This window comes from Streptomyces sp. NPDC052012 (assembly GCF_040689265.1).
In the GTDB taxonomy this organism is placed as follows: domain Bacteria; phylum Actinomycetota; class Actinomycetes; order Streptomycetales; family Streptomycetaceae; genus Streptomyces.
This window is the reverse complement of the sequence record NZ_JBFAXA010000022.1, coordinates 111,442-128,419: the sequence shown is the minus strand read 5'-3', so window position 1 is coordinate 128,419 and position 16,978 is coordinate 111,442. Positions and strand designations below refer to the sequence as shown.

The following is a 16,978-nucleotide window of genomic DNA, read 5'->3' as shown; positions in this document are numbered from 1 at the left end:
TCGACCAGCAGGGGCAGCGGGTCACTGCTGGTGACCAGCTCCCGCAGCGGATGCCGGGCCAGCACCGCGTCCACCTCCGGCGTCAACGCCGCCGCCAGACGGGTGGCCGCCGGGCGGTGCTCGTCGCGCAGGGCGTCCACCGCCGCCAGCAGCACCTCCCTGCCGTCCGAGTCGGGCACCCCGGTGGCCGCCCGCTCGTACAGCCGGGCACCCTCCTCCAGGACCACCTCCGTGTCCATACCGGCCGGAATCTTGATCTGCGCGTGGTGCCGCCAGGTGGAGACGGGATCGCCCCACGCCTCCACGCTGTAGGTCCACAGCCCTGGCTCACCGGCGGTGACGGTGGCTCCCCACCGGTCCGTGCCGGGCGCCAGCTCCCGCATCGGCGTGAACGGGCCGGGCCGGCCCCGGGGGTCCTTCAGGACGACATTGGCGGCGACCGCGTCGTGCCCCTCACGGAACACGGTGGCCGAGATCTCGAACGTCTCGCCGGGGACGGCCTTGGCGGGCCTGCGGCCCTGCCGGACCATCGGGCGGACGTCGAGGACGGGTATGCGCCCCACCGAGGTGGCGGGGGTCGCGGACGGTGGTTCCGGGGCGGGCGGGGGGCCGGCGTCGACCGGGCGCACGGCGGCGGGGGCCGCGGTGCCGTGCCGGGAAGAGGCCCTGCGGCCGGACGGCGGGGGGGATGACGAGTGGTGCTTGGCGGGCATGACCGCTCCTGTCCGCGTCAACGAGGGTGGGCGGATGACTGTGGGGAGGTGGGTCCTGCGGTGTCTTGCTGTGGGGTGTACCCGCAGGAGCCTTCCCACACTGTTCGGGTGGGCAATCCGGCACTTTGTTAACTACTCACGCGTATGTCGACACACAAGACCGGCCCCGTCCGTGAGGGACGGGGCCGGTCCTCGGTGGGCTCGCTCCCACGCCCGGTCGCCGGCTCACGCGCACCGCCGACGCGGGGACCGTCAGCGGCGCAGCTACGACCGCGGTACCTGGAGCAGCCGGTTCGGCGAACCGAGCCCGCGGCCCGCCACCTTCCCACTCACCGCGCCCTTGACCAGCGCGTTCGCCACCTGTGCCGGGGTCGCCCGCCGGTGGTCGGCGAGATACAGCGCTGCCGCGCCCGCCGCGTGCGGGGCCGCCATGGACGTACCCGAGTAGGTGACCCGGCCGGTGTTGCTCGCCGCGGACGCCGAGGTGATCGCCACTCCCGGGGCGAACAGGTCGAGGGCCGAGCCGAAGTTGGAAAAGGCCGGTTTCTTGTCCTGCCGGTCAGTCGCGCCGACCGTGATCGCCTGTTTCACGCCCGCGGGCGAGTACAGCGCGGCCGGCATGCCTTCGTTGCCCGCGGCGACCGTGTAGGTGACACCGGAGGCGATGGACGTGCGGACGGCCGCGTTCAGCTGGGCGTTGTAGAAGCCGCCCAGGCTGAGATTGGCCACGGCCGGCTTCCTCGCGTGCCGGGTCACCCAGTCGATGCCCGCGATCACCTGGGCGGTGGTGCCCGAGCCGGCGTCGTCCAGGACGCGGACGGAGACGACCTTCGCCTTCTTGGCGACGCCGTAGCTCTTTCCGGCGACGATCCCGGCGACATGGGTGCCGTGTCCGTTGCCGTCCTGGGCGGTCCGGTCGTTCTGCACGAAGTCCCAGCCGTGCACCGCCCGGCCCGCGAAGTCCTTGTGCGAGGTGCGGATGCCGGTGTCGATCACATAGACCGTGACGCCCGCGCCCGCGGACTCCGGCCAGGTGTAGCGCTTGTTCAGCGGCAGGCTGCGCTGGTCGATGCGGTCCAGGCCCCAGTTCGGCGGATTGGTCTGGGTGTGGTCCAGCGTGACCCGGGTGTCCTGGACGACCGAGGCGACCCGCGGGTCGGCCGCGAGCCGTCTGGCCTGTGCGGCGCCGGCCCGTATCGCGTAGCCGTTCAGGACCGTGCCGTAGGTATGGCTGATTCTCGCCCCGTAGCGCTCGGCCAGATCCTGTGCGGCCGCCGAGCGGGCCCCCGTCCCCTCCTTCAGTGTCACGAGATAGCTGCCGGTCACCGAGCCCGGTGCCCCGGCGCCGAGTATTCGCCCCTCCGGTGCGGCGTGCGCGGGCAGGGTGGCGGCTGCGACCGCCGCGGCGGACAGAACCGCCGTGATGCCCCCCACCCGGCGCAGACGCCCTGTTCGCGTCCGTGCCATGGTCCGCGTTCCCCTCCTCGACTCGGGCGTACGGCCCTGTCGGAAACCTCGCGGGCCGGTACACCGCCAGGGCAGCCTCTCGCGGGGAGGCAAGGGCCACAAGGACGCCTATGAGGGCGGAATCAGCCATATCAGGATGTGCCTGCCGTACGCCGTTCAGGGCGAATGGAGGCATGCGGGTCAAGCACCCGGCGAGGGCGGCACCTCCACCGGTACCGTCGTCAGGGACGGCGCGGCACACACCGCGTCCATTCCAGCGAACGCGCCGAGGTGGAATGTGAAGGCGATCCGTCGATTCACCGTCCGACCCGTTCTCCCCGAACCCCTCCGGCCCCTGAGCGATCTGGCCCGCAACCTGCGCTGGTCCTGGCACGCCGAGACCCGGGACCTGTTCGAGTCCGTCGACCCCGAGCGCTGGGCCGCCGCCGGCCGCGACCCGGTGCGGCTGCTGGGCAGCGTGCCACCCGCCCGGCTCGCCGAACTGGCCGCCGACCGCCCCTTCCTCGACCGGCTCGGCGCGGTCGTGCGCGACCTCGACGACTACATGACCGGCGACCGCTGGTACCAGGCCCAGACCGACCGGCTGCCCTCCGCCGTCGCCTACTTCTCGCCCGAGTTCGGCATCACGGCCGCGCTGCCGCAGTACTCCGGCGGCCTCGGCATCCTCGCCGGCGACCACCTGAAGGCCGCCAGCGACCTCGGCGTCCCGCTCATCGGCGTCGGCCTGCTCTACCGGCACGGCTACTTCCGCCAGTCCCTGTCCCGGGACGGCTGGCAGCAGGAGCACTACCCGGTCCTCGACCCGCACGAGCTGCCCCTCGTCCAGCTCGAGGAACCCGACGGCACCCCCGCCCACGTCCCGCTGGCCCTGCCCGGCGGCCGGCTGCTGCACGCCCGGATCTGGCTCGCCCAGGTCGGCCGCGTCCCGCTGCTGCTGCTGGACTCCGACGTCGAGGAGAACGACCTCGGCGAACGCCAGGTGACCGACCGGCTCTACGGCGGCGGCAGTGAACACCGGCTGCTCCAGGAGATGCTGCTCGGCATAGGAGGCGTCCGGGCCGTGCGCGCCTACTGCCGCCTCACCGGGCACCCCGAACCGGAGGTGTTCCACACCAACGAGGGCCACGCCGGCTTCCTCGGCCTGGAGCGCATCGCCGAACTGCGCACGCAGGGGCTGGACTTCGACTCCGCGCTGGAGGCGGTCCGGGCGGGCACGGTGTTCACCACCCACACCCCCGTGCCGGCCGGCATCGACCGCTTCGACCGCGAGCTGGTCGCCCGCCACTTCGGGCCCGGCGCCGAGCTGCCCCACATGGAGGTCGACCGCATCCTGCGGCTCGGCATGGAGAGCTACCCGGGCGGCGAGCCCAACCTGTTCAACATGGCCGTGATGGGCCTGCGCCTCGCCCAGCGCGCCAACGGCGTCTCCCTGCTGCACGGCCAGGTCAGCCGGGAGATGTTCGCCGGGCTCTGGCCGGGATTCGACCCGGAGGAGGTGCCCATCACCTCCGTCACCAACGGGGTGCACGCCCCCACCTGGGTCGCCCCCGAGGTGTTCCGGCTCGGCGCCCGGCAGATCGGCACCCAGCGCGCCGAGGAGGCGCTGAGCGTCGGCGACTCCGACCGCTGGGACTCCGTCGCGGACATCCCCGACCAGGACATCTGGGACCTGCGCCGCAATCTGCGCGAGCTGCTGGTGATGGAGGTGCGCGAACGGCTGCGGGCCTCCTGGCGGCAGCGCGGCGCCGGGACGGCCGAGCTGGGCTGGATCGACGGCGTCCTCGACCCGGACGTGCTGACCATCGGCTTCGCGCGGCGCGTCCCGTCGTACAAGCGGCTGACGCTGATGCTGCGCGACAAGGACCGGCTGATGGACCTGCTGCTGCACCCCGAGCGGCCGGTGCAGATCGTCGTCGCCGGCAAGGCGCACCCGGCGGACGACGGCGGCAAGCGGCTCATCCAGGAACTGGTCCGCTTCGCCGACGACCCGCGGGTGCGCCACCGTATCGTCTTCCTGCCCGACTACGGCATGGCGATGGCGCAGAAGCTGTACCCCGGCTGCGACATCTGGCTCAACAACCCGCTCAGGCCGCTGGAGGCGTGCGGCACCAGCGGGATGAAGGCGGCGCTCAACGGCTGCCTCAACCTGTCGGTGCTGGACGGCTGGTGGGACGAGTGGTTCCAGCCCGACTTCGGCTGGGCCATTCCCACGGCCGACGGCGCGGGCACCGACCCCGACCGGCGCGACGCCATAGAGTCCGCCGCGCTGTACGACCTGCTGGAGCAGCGGATCACGCCCCGCTTCTACGAGCGCGGGGACAGCGGGCTGCCCGACCGGTGGATCGAGATGGTGCGCCGCACGCTGAGCCTGCTCGGACCGAAGGTGCTGGCCGGGCGCATGGTCCGCGAGTACGTGGAGCGGCTGTACGCGCCCGCCGCGCACGCCCATCGCGCCATGGACCCCGACTCCGCGCGGGAACTCGCCGAGTGGAAGGCGCGGGTGCGCTCCGCCTGGCACGGTGTGACCGTCGACCACGTGGAGACCTCGGCGGCACCGCCCACCGCGGAACTCGGCTCCACCCTCGCTCTGCGGGTCCGGGTCGGCCTGGGCGACCTGGGCCCGGACGACGTGGAGGTCCAGGCGGTCGCCGGGCGCGTGGACGAGGAGGACCGCATCACCGACGGCACGCCCGTCCCGCTGAAGCCGGCCGGCGCGCCGGACCAGGAGGGCCGCTGGGTCTACGAGGGCCCCCTCGCCCTGGACCGCACGGGCCCCTTCGGCTACACGGTCCGCATCCTGCCCACCCACCGCCTGCTGGCGTCCGGCGCGGAACTGGGCCTGCTGGCCGTTCCGTCGGAGGAGGTGACGGAGGGGGCGGGGCTGCTGATGCGGTGAGGTGCTGAGGTGCTGAGGCGTTGAGGGCCGGTACTCAGTCCTTGATGCCGGTGGTGGCCAGGCGGCGGAGGGTCTTGCCGCAGCGGTGGGCGTAGGCGGTCTGGAAGGCCCTCGTCGCCGGGCCGCCCGCGCGGGTGTACCAGCGGGCCGGCCTGCTGAACGCCTCTATGGTCAGCCAGACCGTGCCGTCGCCCGTGCGGTCCACGACGAAGGACTCCTCGCCGCACTCGGGGTGGCCGGCCAGGGTGCCGTACGCCCAGCCGGCCCGGCGGGACTCCTCCACCGTCCACACCACCCGGCACGGTGCTCTCACCACACCGGCGAGGGTGATGGTGACGTCGACGCCGGGGGCTGCGCGGTCGGCCGCGGCGTCGACCCCCACGCCCAGCTCCCGGTGCATCTCCCAGGTGAGCACCGCCTCGGCGGCCCGGCGGAACACCTCCTCGCCCTCGCCCAGCCGGGTGCGGACGTGCATCGGCCGGAAGCCCGGCGGGCAGAACCCCGCATCCCGGGTCGCGCCGACGTGGTCGTAGGTGAAGTCCGCCGAAGACATGGGACCCAAGACTAGAGCGGCGCCCGCGCCTTCGGGGAAGGCGGGGCGCCGCTCGTGTCGCTCACGGGTGTTTACGGGAAGGTGAGCTTCCAGCTGTTGATGTAGCCGGTGTCGCGGGCCGCGTTGTCCTGCACCCGCAGGTGCCAGACGCCGTTGGCGGCCTCGGAGGAGGCGTTCACCGTGTACGTCGTGTTCAGGTTGTCCGCGCTGCCGCCGGTGCCGTAGTTCTTCAGCGTGTACGCCGTGCCGTCGGGGGCGACCAGCTGCACCCGCAGGTCACCGATGTAGGTGTGGACGATGTCCACGGCGACCTGGAGGTTGGACGGCGCGTTGCCGGTACGGCCGGAGACGGTGACCGACGAGGTGACCGCCGCGCCCCGGTCCGGGATCGCCACGTCGGCGGTGTTCTCGAAGGACGTACCGCCGCCGCCACCGCCGCCGGAGCGCGAGCCCACGTTGACGCCCGCCCAGGCGTCCTGGACCGCCTTGTACTCGGCGCTGTCCGTGCCGTACAGCTCACCGGCCGCCGCGAGGGTGCCGGTGCGGGCGCCCGCGTAGTTGGTGGTCGAGGTGAACTTGGTGGTCAGCGCGCGGAACCAGATCTTCTCCGCCTTCGCGCGGCCGATGCCGGTGACCGGAAGCCCGTCCGAGGTGGGGGAGTCGTAGGTGACACCGTTGATGGTCTTGGTGCCACTGCCCTCGCTCAGCAGGTAGAAGAAGTGGTTCGCGGGGCCCGACGAGTAGTGCACGTCGATGTTGCCGATGCCGGAGTACCAGGCGTCCTTGGACGCCCCGTCCTTGCTCGGCTTGTCCATGTACCGCAACGGGGTGCCGTCGCCGTTGATGTCGATCTCCTCGCCGATGAGGTAGTCACCGACGTCGGAGGAGTTGTTCGCGTAGAACTCGACCGTCGAGCCGAAGATGTCGCTGGTCGCCTCGTTGAGGCCGCCGGACTCGCCGCTGTAGACCAGGCCCGCGGTGTTCGAGGTGAGGCCGTGGGTCATCTCGTGGGCGGCCACGTCGATCGAGGTGAGCGGGTTGGCGTTGCCGGAGCCGTCGCCGTAGGTCATGCAGAAGCAGCTGTCGGACCAGAAGGCGTTGACGTAGTTGTTGCCGTAGTGGACCCGGGAGTAGGCGCCCACGCCGTCGCCGCGGATACCGCTGCGGCCGTGCACGTTCTTGTAGTAGTCCCAGGTCAGCGCGGCCCCGTAGTGGGCGTCGGCGGCGGCCGACTCCAGGTTGGACGGGCTGCCGTTGCCCCACACGTCGTCGGGGCCGGAGAACAGGGTTCCGGTGCCGGAGGTGCCGCGGTTGAGGTTGTAGGTCTTGTGGTTGCCGCGCGCCCCGTCGGTCAGGTTGTACGTCGAGCCCGACTGGGTGGTGGTCAGCTCGACGGTGCCGCTGTAGACGGTGTGGCCGGTGCCGTTGTGCACGGCCTGCCACTCGTACAGCTTCTCGCCGGTGGTGGCGTCGGTGACGACGTGCAGCTCCTGCGGGGTGCCGTCGTGCTGGAGTCCGCCGACGACCGTCTCGTACGCCACGACCGGCTTGCCGTCGGCCGCCCAGACCACCTTGCGCGGGGCGCGGTCGATGCCGGGGCTCTTGGCGTCGTCGGCCTTCGCGGCGGACAGCGCCTGCCGTTCGGCCGTGGCGGCCGGCACCTTCGCGGCGGTGGTCGCGGGCGTCACCTTCGCCTTGGTGGCCCTAACGACCTTGTCCGTCTCGCCGGCCCTGTCGCCCTGGACGACCAGGTCGCCGCCGAGGACGGGCAGTCCGTCGTAGGTGCGCTCGTAGCGGACGTGCACGGTGCCGTCGCGGTCCTTGAGGACGTCACGGACGACGAGCTTCTCCTTGGCGCCGAGGCCGAGGTCCTTCGCGGTGTCCGCCTTGGTGGCGTCGGCCTCGCGGATCAGCTCGGCGCGCTGGGCGGGGGTGAGCCTGACCGACTCAGAGCCCGGCTTCGCGGCGCTCGCGGCCGAGGGTGCCTGGTCCGGGGCGGCGGTGGCACTGCCGGACTGCACGGCCGTGGCGACCAGCGCGGCGACCCCGGCGAGGGCGACCGCGGCGGCGCGACGGTGGGGGGTGTGGGGGGTGCGTCTGTGGGAGGACCTGCTTCTCAACACTGACTCCTTCTGCACGACCGCGGATCACGCGGCCAGGGGAGACCGGTCGGCGAGTGGCCGTCCGGGCAGAACAAGGCGGTTCCTCAAAACCGCGTGCTGCTGTGCGGGAGCGCTCTGGCGGCGGCACAGCGGTGGACTGACGCAGTGGGGTTGCTGTGCAGCGGCCGTGGGAAGAGTGGCAGGTGATCGCGGTTTCTGTCAGGAGCGCGTCAGAAGATTGGCCGGAAACGGTTCGTTGTCCGGGAGTTCGAGTTCGATATACGGACTGTTTCCGGAGATCGTCAGTGGTTGGTCGGCCGGTACCCGTGGACCAGCCACCACGGATACCGCGCCCCGCCCCGGCAGTCGGGCGTGCCGGGGCCCTCGTACGCGTCGATCACCGGTCGCCCCCGTCGCCGTCAGGCCAGACTGTCCCGCCACGCCCGGTGCAGGTCCGCGAACCGGCCGGTGCCCGCGATGAGTTCGTCCGGGGTGCCGTCCTCCACGATCCGGCCGTGCTCCATCACCAGCACCCGGTCCGCGATCTCCACCGTCGACAGACGGTGCGCGATCACCACCGCCGTGCGCCCCTTCAGCACCGTGGCCATCGCCCGCTGCACCGCACGCTCCCCGGGGATGTCCAGCGAGCTCGTCGCCTCGTCCAGGATCAGCACCGCCGGGTCGGCGAGCAACGCGCGGGCGAACGACACCAGTTGGCGCTGCCCGGCCGAGATGCGGCCGCCGCGTTTGCGTACGTCGGTGTCGTAGCCGTCGGGGAGGGAGGAGATGAAGTCGTGCGCGCCGATCTCCTTCGCGGCCTGCTCGATCTGCTCACGGGTGGCGTCCGGGCGGCCGAGGGCGATGTTCTCGGCGACCGTGCCGGAGAACAGGAACGCCTCCTGCGTCACCATCACCACCCCGCGCCGCAGTTCGGGCGCGGCCAGCTCGCGCAGGTCGACGCCGTCCAGCAGCACCCGCCCGTCGGTCGGGTCGTAGAACCGGGCGAGCAGCTTGGCCAGCGTCGACTTGCCCGCGCCGGTCGAGCCGACCACCGCGACGGTCTGCCCGGCCGGTAGGGTCAGATCGAAGCGGGGCAGCACCTCACCGCCCGTGCGGTACGCGAACCGCACGGAGTCGAAGACGACCTCACGGCCCGGCTGCCCGGACCGCCGCTCCGGAAGCTCCCGGGGCGCCGACGGCTCGGGCACGGACGGGGTCTGCGCCAGCAGCCCGGCGATCTTCTCCAGGGAGGCCGCCGCCGACTGGTACGAGTTGAGGAACATCCCCAGCCGGTCGATCGGGTCGTACAGCCGCCGCAGATACAGCACCGCCGCCGCCAGCACACCGAGCGCCAGCGACGCGTCCGCCACCCGGTAGGCGCCCCACAGCACCACCAGCGCCACGGTGGTGTTCGCGATGACCCGGGAGCCGACGACATAGCGGGCCATCTCCAGCAGCGCGTCGCCGTTGGTCCGCTCGTGCCGCCGGTTCAGCACCCGGAAGGCGGCGTCGTTGGCGGCCTCCCGGCGGAAGGCGCGCACCGGCCGGATGCCGTTCATCGTCTCCACGAACTTCACGATCACCGCGGCGATCGCCGTCGACCGCTTCCGGTACACCCGCCGCGCCCGCCGCTGGTACGAGCGCACCAGCGCGTACAGCGGCACGAACGACGCCACCGCCACCGCGCCGAGCCCGAGATCCAGCCACAGCAGCAGCACCGAGATGTACACGCAGGACAGCACGACCGTCACCAGCTCCTGCAGGCCCTCCTCCAGCAGCTCGCGCAGCGACTCGACATCGGTGGTGGAGCGGGAGATGAGCCGGCCCGAGGTGTACCGCTCGTGGAAGTCGATGCTCAGCGTCTGCGCATGGCGGAAGATCCGCCCGCGCAGATCCAGCAGCACGTCCTGGCTGACCCGCGCGGAGGCGGTGACGAACGCGTACTGCAACGCGCCGGCCGCCGCCGCGCACAGCAGATAGCCCACGGCGACCGCGATCAGCGGCCCGTTGTCGTCGGCCCGGAACGCCGGTACGGCACGGTCGATGGCGTACGCCACCAGCAGCGGGCCCGCCTGCACGGCCGCCTGCTGGAACAGCAGCAACAGCGCGGTGACGGCGACCCGGCCGCGCATCGGCGAGAGCAGCGACCGCAGCAGGGCGCCGGTGGCACCGGGGGGAGTGGGCAGCACGTCCCGGTCGAAGGGGTCGCCGGTCCGCGCCGGCCGGCCGTCGTCCTCCTCGTGGTCGTCCCGGGCGGGCGCGGTGGTGGCCGCCGTCATCGCTTGACCTCCCTTTCCCCCGCCGGGTCGGCGGCCATGAGGTGGGCGTACTCCGGGTTGCCGCGCAGCAGTTCGTGATGGGTGCCGACGGCCGTGATCCGGCCGCCGGACAGCAGGGCGACACGGTCCGCCAGCAGCACGGTCGACGGCCGGTGGGCCACGATGAGCGCCGTCGTGTCCGCGAGCACCCGGCGCAGGGCCGCCTCCACCGCGGCCTCCGTGTGCACGTCGAGGGCGGACAGCGGGTCGTCCAGCACGAGGAAGTCGGGCCGCCCGACCACGGCCCGCGCCAGCGCGAGCCGCTGCCGCTGCCCACCGGAGAGGCTGAGCCCCTGCTCGCCGACCTGGGTGTCGACGCCGTCGGGCAGGGCGTGGACGAAGTCGGCCTGCGCGACCCCGAGCGCCCGCTCCAACTCGTCCTCGTCGGCGCCCATCAGCACGTTCTCCCTGACGGTGGCGGAGAAGAGCGTCGGCTCCTCGAAGGCGACGGCGACGCGGGAGCGCAGCTCCTTTCGGGACATCGCGGTGATGTCGACACCGTCGAGGGTGATCCGCCCCGAGGTCACCTCGTGCAGCCGCGGGACGAGCGCGGTGAGGGTCGTCTTCCCGCTGCCGGTCGCCCCGACGAGGGCCATGGACTCACCGGGCCGGACGTGGAGATCGATGCGATCGAGAACGGGAGGGGAGCCGGGCGGGGCGTCGGGATAGCGGAAGGTGACGTTCTCGAACCGCAGCCCTTCGACCCGGGGCACGGGGCGGCGCGACCCACCCCCGGCCGCCCCCGACTCCGGCACCGCATCCATCACCTCGAAGTACCGCTCCGTCGCCGTCGCCGCCTCCTGACTCATCGCCAGCAGGAACCCGATCGAGTCCACAGGCCATCGCAGAGCGAGCGCCGTCGACAGAAACGCCACCAGCGTCCCCGCCGACAACTCCCCGTCCGCCACCCGCACGCACCCGAGGACCAGCGCCGCCCCGATCGCCACCTCCGGCAGCGTCACGATGACGCCCAGGATCGTCGCCAGCAGCCGCGCCTTGCGCAGCTCCGTCCCCCGCAGCCTCCCCGACAGCGCCCGGAACGCCCGCGCCTGACTCCGGTGCCGCCCGAACCCCTTGATGACGCGGATGCCGAGCACGCTCTCCTCGACCACCGTGGTCAGATCACCCACCTGGTCCTGCGCCGCCCGCGCGGCCCGCGAGTACTTCTTCTCGAAGACCACGCAGGTGACCATCACCGGAACGGCGGGCACCAGGATCACCAGCCCCAGCGTCCAGTCCTGCACCAGCATGATGATCACGCCGACGACGATCGTCACCCCGTTGACCAGCAAGAACGTCAGCGGGAAGGCGAGGAACATCCGCAGCAGCATCAGATCGGTCGTCCCCCGGGACAGCAACTGCCCCGACGGCCACCGGTCGTGGAAGGCCACCGGCAGCCGTTGCAGATGCCCGTACAGATCCGCCCGCATCTCCGCCTCCACGTGCGACAGCGGACGCGCCACCAGCCAGCGCCGGAAGCCGAACAGCAGCGCCTCCGCGAGCCCGAGCAGCAGCAGATAGAGCGCCCCGAGCCACACACCGGCCGGATCCCGGTCGGCGATCGGCCCGTCCACCATCCACTTCAGGACGAGCGGGATCGCCAGCCCGATGCAGGACGCGAGGATCGCGACGAACGCCGCGGTGAACAGCCGTACCCGCACGGGCCGTACGTACGGCCACAGGCGCAGCAGGGTGCGCACGGTCGAGCGGTCCTGCGCCGGTTCGGAGGGAGACAGTGTCGTGGGCATCAGCAGCGAGCCTACGGTTCACCACTGACACTGCCCACTGAGTTTCGGGCCGCCGCCCGGCGGGGCCGAGTCGGCTCAACGCACCTTCAGCAGCAGCACCGTCCGCCCCGGCACCGTGATGTCCGTGCCCGCCCGGTGCTCCACGCCCGGCGTCTGAGCCTGTTCCTCCCGGCCCGTGTCGACGACCACCTCGTACCGCTCGGCCCACGGCGGCCCCGGCAGCCGGAACGTCACCGGGCCCTCCCCGGCGTGCAGCACCGCGAGGAAGCTGTCGTCGAGGATCTGTGCCCCGTGCTCGTCGCGGCCGGGAATGTCCCGCCCGGAGAGGTACATGCCCAGTGTGGCGGCGGGCGCGTACCAGTCGCCCTCGGTCATCTCCGTGCCCCGCGGGGTGAACCAGGCCAGGTCGCGCAGCCCGTCCGCGGAGTGCGCCCGGCCGGAGAAGAAGGCCCGGCGGCGCAGCACGGGGTGGCGGTGGCGCAGGGCGATCAGCCGGGAGGTGAGGTCGAACAGCGCCTTCCAGGCGGGGTCGTCCAGCAGGCTCCAGTCCACCCAGCCGATCTCGTTGTCCTGGCAGTAGGCGTTGTTGTTGCCGCCCTGGGTGCGGCCCATCTCGTCGCCCGCGACCAGCATCGGCACGCCCGTCGACAGCAGCAGCGTGGTGAGGAGGTTGCGCAGCTGGCGGCGCCGCAGCGCCAGGACCCGTGCGTCGTCGGTGTCGCCCTCCGCGCCGCAGTTCCAGGAGCGGTTGTCGTCCGTGCCGTCCCGGTTGCCCTCGCCGTTGGCCTCGTTGTGCTTGCGCTCGTACGACACCAGATCCCGCAGGGTGAACCCGTCGTGCGCGGTGATGAAGTTGACCGAGGCGTACGGGCGCCGCCCGCCCCAGGCGTACAGGTCGCTGGAGCCGGACAGCCGGTAGCCCATCTCCCGTACGTCCGGCAGGGCATGCCGCCAGAAGTCCCGTACGGCGTCGCGGTAGCGGTCGTTCCACTCCGTCCACAGGGGCGGGAAAGCGCCCACCTGATAGCCGCCCGAGCCGATGTCCCACGGCTCGGCGATGAGCTTCACCCGGCGCAGCACCGGGTCCTGGGCGATGACCGCGAGGAACGGGGAGAGCATGTCGACGTCGTGCATCGAGCGGGCCAGCGCCGCCGCCAGGTCGAAGCGGAAGCCGTCGACGCCCATCTCGGTGACCCAGTAGCGCAGCGAGTCCGTGATCAGGCGCAGCACGTGCGGCTGGACGACGTGCAGGGTGTTGCCGCAGCCGGTGTAGTCGGCGTACCTGCGCGCGTCCGGCTGGAGGCGGTAGTAGCCGCGGTTGTCGATGCCCTTCAGGGAGAGGGTGGGCCCGAGTTCGTTCGCCTCGGCGGTGTGGTTGTAGACCACGTCGAGGATGACCTCGATGCCGGCCGCGTGCAGCGCGCGCACCATCCGCTTGAACTCGCCGACCTGCTGCCCGGTCGTGCCCGAGGCCGCGTAGGCGGCGTGCGGGGCGAAGTAGCCGATGGAGTTGTAACCCCAGTAGTTGCGCAGCCCCCGGCGCAGCAGATGGTCCTCGTGCGCGAACTGGTGCACCGGCAGCAGCTCCACCGCCGTCACCCCGAGCCGCACCAGGTGCTCGACGGCCGCCGGGTGCGCGAGTCCCGCGTAGGTGCCGCGCAGTTCCTCCGGTATGCCCGGGTGCCGTCGCGTGAAGCCCTTGACGTGCAGCTCGTAGATCACCGAGTCCGCCCACGGCGTCTTCGGCCGGTGGTCGTCCGCCCAGTCGTCGTCGTCGTGGACGACGACGCCCTTCGGCACGTACGGCGCGGAGTCCCGGTCGTCGCGCACGGTGTCGGCGACATGCTGCTCCGGCCAGTCACGCACGTGCCCGTACACCTCCGCGGGCAGCGCGAAGTCGCCGTCCACCGCCCGCGCGTACGGATCCAGCAGCAGCTTCGCCGGGTTCCAGCGGGCGCCGGTCCACGGGTCCCAGCGGCCGTGCACCCGGTAGCCGTAGCGCTGCCCGGGCATGACGCCCGGCACGAAGCCGTGCCAGATCTCGTGCGTCAGCTCGGTCAGCCGGGCCCGGCTCTCCTTGCCCCGCTCGTCGAACAGACACAGCTCGACGCCCTCCGCCCCACCCGCCCACAGCGCGAAGTTCGTCCCCGCCACCCCGTCCGGTCCCACCCGGAACCGGGCACCCAGCGGCGTCGGCCGGCCCGGCCGCACGGGCACCGTGGGCAGCGGGGCCGGCCGCGCGCCGTTCACGACGGCGGCCGGGCGCCCCTCCCCGGTGGCCCGCTCTCCGGCCACCGCCTCCTGCTCGGCTGCGCTGGACACCTGTCAGCCTCCCGCGGCTCGTGGAACGACGGGGGACAGGAGGGCGCGGCCCTGGTGCTCGGCTCCGCCGCGGCTCCCCTGCGCGTCGTTCTCCCCACTGTTCTGCCCAGCGCGTGCCTCGCACTCACGTTTCCCCCGGGGGCGGCATGGTCGTTTCCAGGCGGCCGATGACGTTTCCCGGGGGCGAGCCGCGTCGTTGAGCACCGTGTGAGGCACGTACAAGGGCGCGCACGGCGCGCGAGGGCCGCGCTGGCCGCCGTAGTGACATGGGCAGGACTGCTGGCCGGGGCCGTCGGCTGTAGCTCGGACGGCGGAATCGGCGGGGCGTTCGGGCCACCGGCGCCCGAGGACGTCATCCGGGTGGCTCCCGAGGACGGCGGCACGGACGTACGCCCCGGCACCCGGCTGCGGGTGTGGGTGCCCGACGGGCGGCTGGAGTCGGTGAAGGTGGTCAAGTCGCAGGACGCGCGGGAGTCGCCGGTGCCCGGCCGGGTCTCCGCCGACGGGCTGACCTGGACGCCCGACGAGAAGCGGCTGGCACTGGCCGCGAAGTACACCGTCGACGTGGTGGCCGTGGACGGCGCCGGACGCCGCTCGGCCCGCCACACCACGTTCACCACCCATGTCCCCGAGGAACGCTTCATCGGCTATGTCGCTCCCGAGGACCGTTCCACCGTGGGCACCGGGATGATCGTCTCCCTGGAGTTCAACCGCGACATCGAGCGCCGTGCGGCGGTCGAACGCGCCGTCCGGGTCCGCTCCACCCCGGCCGTCGACATCCGCCCGCACTGGTTCGGCAGGTCCCGGCTCGACTTCCGGCCCGAGCACTACTGGAAGCCCGGCACCAAGGTCACCGTCGACCTGCGCCTCAGGGACGTCGAGGGCGCCCCCGGCGTCTACGGCCTGCAGCACCGCACCTTCACCTTCACCGTCGGCCGCAGCCAGGTCTCCGTCGTCGACGCCTCCCGGCACACCATGAAGGTCCGCAGGGACGGCGAACTGCTCGCCACCGTGCCGATCACGGCCGGCGCGAAGAAGACCCCCACCTACAACGGCAAGATGGTGATCACCGAGATGCTCGAGGTCACCCGCATGAACAGCCGCACGGTCGGCTTCGGCGGCGAGTACGACATCCCCGACGTGCCGCACGCCATCCGGCTGACCAGCTCCGGCACCTTCCTGCACGGCAACTACTGGGCCGACACCGATGTGTTCGGCGAGCGCAACGTCAGCCACGGCTGCATCGGGTTGCGCGACGACAAGGGCGGCAACGCGGAGGCACCGGCCGGCTGGTTCTTCGACCGCAGTCTCGTCGGCGACGTCGTCGAGGTGGTCAACAGCAAGGACAGGACGGTCGCCCCGGACAACGGGCTCGGTGGCTGGAACATGAGCTGGAAGGAGTGGAAGGCGGGCAGCGCGGTGAAATAGCCCTCGAAGGGCCGGTGTCCGTGGCCGGGCGCGCAGGTGAAGTTGGGACGGAACGGTGACATTGGCGTCCCGCCCAACGCTCCTGGCCTGCGGTTAAGATGCGCCGGTGCGCGCGAAGAGGCGCGCGGGGGCGCGGGTCCGGCCAGGCCCGCCGAGGGGAGAACAACGTGAACGTGGGGCCGATATCGGGGGCGTCGATCGGTGCGCGGGGCAGGGCAGGCGCGGGACGGCGAGGCGGCAGGAGGCTGGCGGCGCTGGCACTGGGCGTGATGCTGGCGGTCACCGCCTGCGGCGGCGGGGGGACGGACTCCGGCTCCGGCTCGGGTGACGGCAAGGGCAAGGACTCCACCGCGGCCCAGAGCAAGCAGTCCGAGGCGGTCATCACCATCGCGCCCGAGGACGGCGCGAAGTCCGTCGAGACCAGCGGCGCCCTGAAGGTGAGCGCCGCCAAGGGCAAGCTGACCGAGGTCGTCGTCAAGGACCCGGACGGCGAGAGGATCGACGGCGAGATATCCGGCGACGGCGCCACCTGGACGCCGTCCACCCACCTGGCCGCCTCCACCAAGTACACCGTGCACGCGGTCGCCAAGGACTCCGAGGGCCGCACCGCCGCCGAGGACGCCGACTTCACCACGCTGACGCCGCAGAACACCTTCATCGGCAGCTTCACCCCCGAGGACGGCTCGAAGGTCGGCGTGGGAATGCCGTTCTCCGTCCGCTTCACCCGGGGCATCACCAACCCCGAGGACGTCGAGAAGGCCATCCGCGTCACCACCGAGCCGGCCGTCGAGGTCGAGGGCCACTGGTTCGGCAACGACCGCCTCGACTTCCGGCCCGAGAAGTACTGGAAGGCCGGCACCAAGGTCACCGTCGACCTCAACCTCGACGGCGTCGAGGGCCGCCCCGGCGTCTACGGCGAGCAGGACAAGAAGATCTCCTTCACCATCGGCCGCAACCAGGTCTCCGTCGTCGACGCCAAGAAGCTCACGATGAAGGTCATGCGCGAGGGCAAGGTCGTGAAGACCATCCCGGTCACCACCGGCGCGCCCGGCTACGAGACGTGGAACGGCCAGATGGTCATCAGCGAGAAGCTGACGGTCACCCGGATGAACGGCGAGACGGTCGGCTACGGCGGCGAGTACGACATCAAGGACGTCCCGCACGCCATGCGGCTGAGCACCTCCGGCACCTTCATCCACGGCAACTACTGGGGCGGCGACGCCTTCGGCAACCGCAACGCCAGCCACGGCTGCGTCGGCCTGCGCGACGTGCGCGGCGGCTGGGACAAGAAGGCACCGGCGGCCTGGTTCTTCAACAACTCGATGATCGGCGACGTGGTGGTCGTGAAGAACTCCAACGACGCGACGATCGCCCCGGACAACGGCCTCAACGGCTGGAACATGTCGTGGGAGAAGTGGAAGGCGTAGCCCT

The 16,978-nt window shown here is 72.0% G+C and carries 10 protein-coding genes; 3 read left to right on the top strand and 7 right to left on the bottom strand.

The features are described from left to right. A partial coding sequence (locus AB0412_RS28410; protein ID WP_366405441.1) for a maltotransferase domain-containing protein occupies positions 1-713 on the bottom strand: 713 nt, incomplete at its 3' end. 264 nt (positions 714-977) lie between these two features. Continuing rightward, positions 978-2,180 carry a S8 family peptidase gene (locus AB0412_RS28405; RefSeq protein ID WP_366405440.1) on the bottom strand — a complete coding sequence of 401 codons (1,203 nt, stop codon included), beginning with the start codon at positions 2,178-2,180 and terminating at the stop codon, positions 978-980. A gap of 277 nt (positions 2,181-2,457) precedes the next feature. Here AB0412_RS28405 and AB0412_RS28400 point away from each other — a divergent pair, with 277 nt between their 5' ends. Continuing rightward, complete coding sequence (locus AB0412_RS28400) at positions 2,458-5,076, top strand: glycosyltransferase family 1 protein (RefSeq protein WP_366405439.1); 2,619 nt, start codon at positions 2,458-2,460, stop codon at positions 5,074-5,076. Positions 5,077-5,110: 34 nt separating this feature from the next. Here the strand turns inward: AB0412_RS28400 and AB0412_RS28395 are convergent, their stop codons facing one another. The 5 genes from AB0412_RS28395 to glgX form a co-directional block, all read right to left on the bottom strand. Next, entirely contained in the window at positions 5,111-5,629 is a 519-nt protein-coding gene (locus tag AB0412_RS28395; RefSeq protein ID WP_366405438.1) for a DUF1990 domain-containing protein, read from the bottom strand. Positions 5,630-5,700: 71 nt separating this feature from the next. Next, positions 5,701-7,749 (bottom strand): M4 family metallopeptidase, encoded by a 2,049-nt coding sequence (locus AB0412_RS28390; protein WP_366405437.1) that lies wholly within the window; start codon positions 7,747-7,749, stop codon positions 5,701-5,703. 401 nt (positions 7,750-8,150) lie between these two features. Next, positions 8,151-10,010, bottom strand: a complete 1,860-nt coding sequence (locus AB0412_RS28385; RefSeq protein WP_366405436.1) for an ABC transporter ATP-binding protein — start codon at positions 10,008-10,010, stop codon at positions 8,151-8,153. Beyond that, positions 10,007-11,797, bottom strand: a complete 1,791-nt coding sequence (locus AB0412_RS28380; RefSeq protein WP_366405435.1) for an ABC transporter ATP-binding protein — start codon at positions 11,795-11,797, stop codon at positions 10,007-10,009. The genes AB0412_RS28385 and AB0412_RS28380 overlap by 4 nt, the downstream gene beginning before the upstream one ends. A gap of 75 nt (positions 11,798-11,872) precedes the next feature. After that, positions 11,873-14,119, bottom strand: a complete 2,247-nt coding sequence (glgX, locus tag AB0412_RS28375) for a glycogen debranching protein GlgX (RefSeq protein ID WP_366405434.1) — start codon at positions 14,117-14,119, stop codon at positions 11,873-11,875. A gap of 207 nt (positions 14,120-14,326) precedes the next feature. On the opposite strand from glgX, the gene AB0412_RS28370 reads away from it, so the two are divergent. Together AB0412_RS28370 and AB0412_RS28365 are read left to right on the top strand one after the other, a co-directional pair. Further along, positions 14,327-15,547 carry an Ig-like domain-containing protein gene (locus AB0412_RS28370; protein WP_366405433.1) on the top strand — a complete coding sequence of 407 codons (1,221 nt, stop codon included), beginning with the start codon at positions 14,327-14,329 and terminating at the stop codon, positions 15,545-15,547. 167 nt (positions 15,548-15,714) lie between these two features. Further along, positions 15,715-16,974 carry an Ig-like domain-containing protein gene (locus tag AB0412_RS28365; RefSeq protein WP_366405432.1) on the top strand — a complete coding sequence of 420 codons (1,260 nt, stop codon included), beginning with the start codon at positions 15,715-15,717 and terminating at the stop codon, positions 16,972-16,974. Positions 16,975-16,978: the final 4 nt, after the last annotated feature.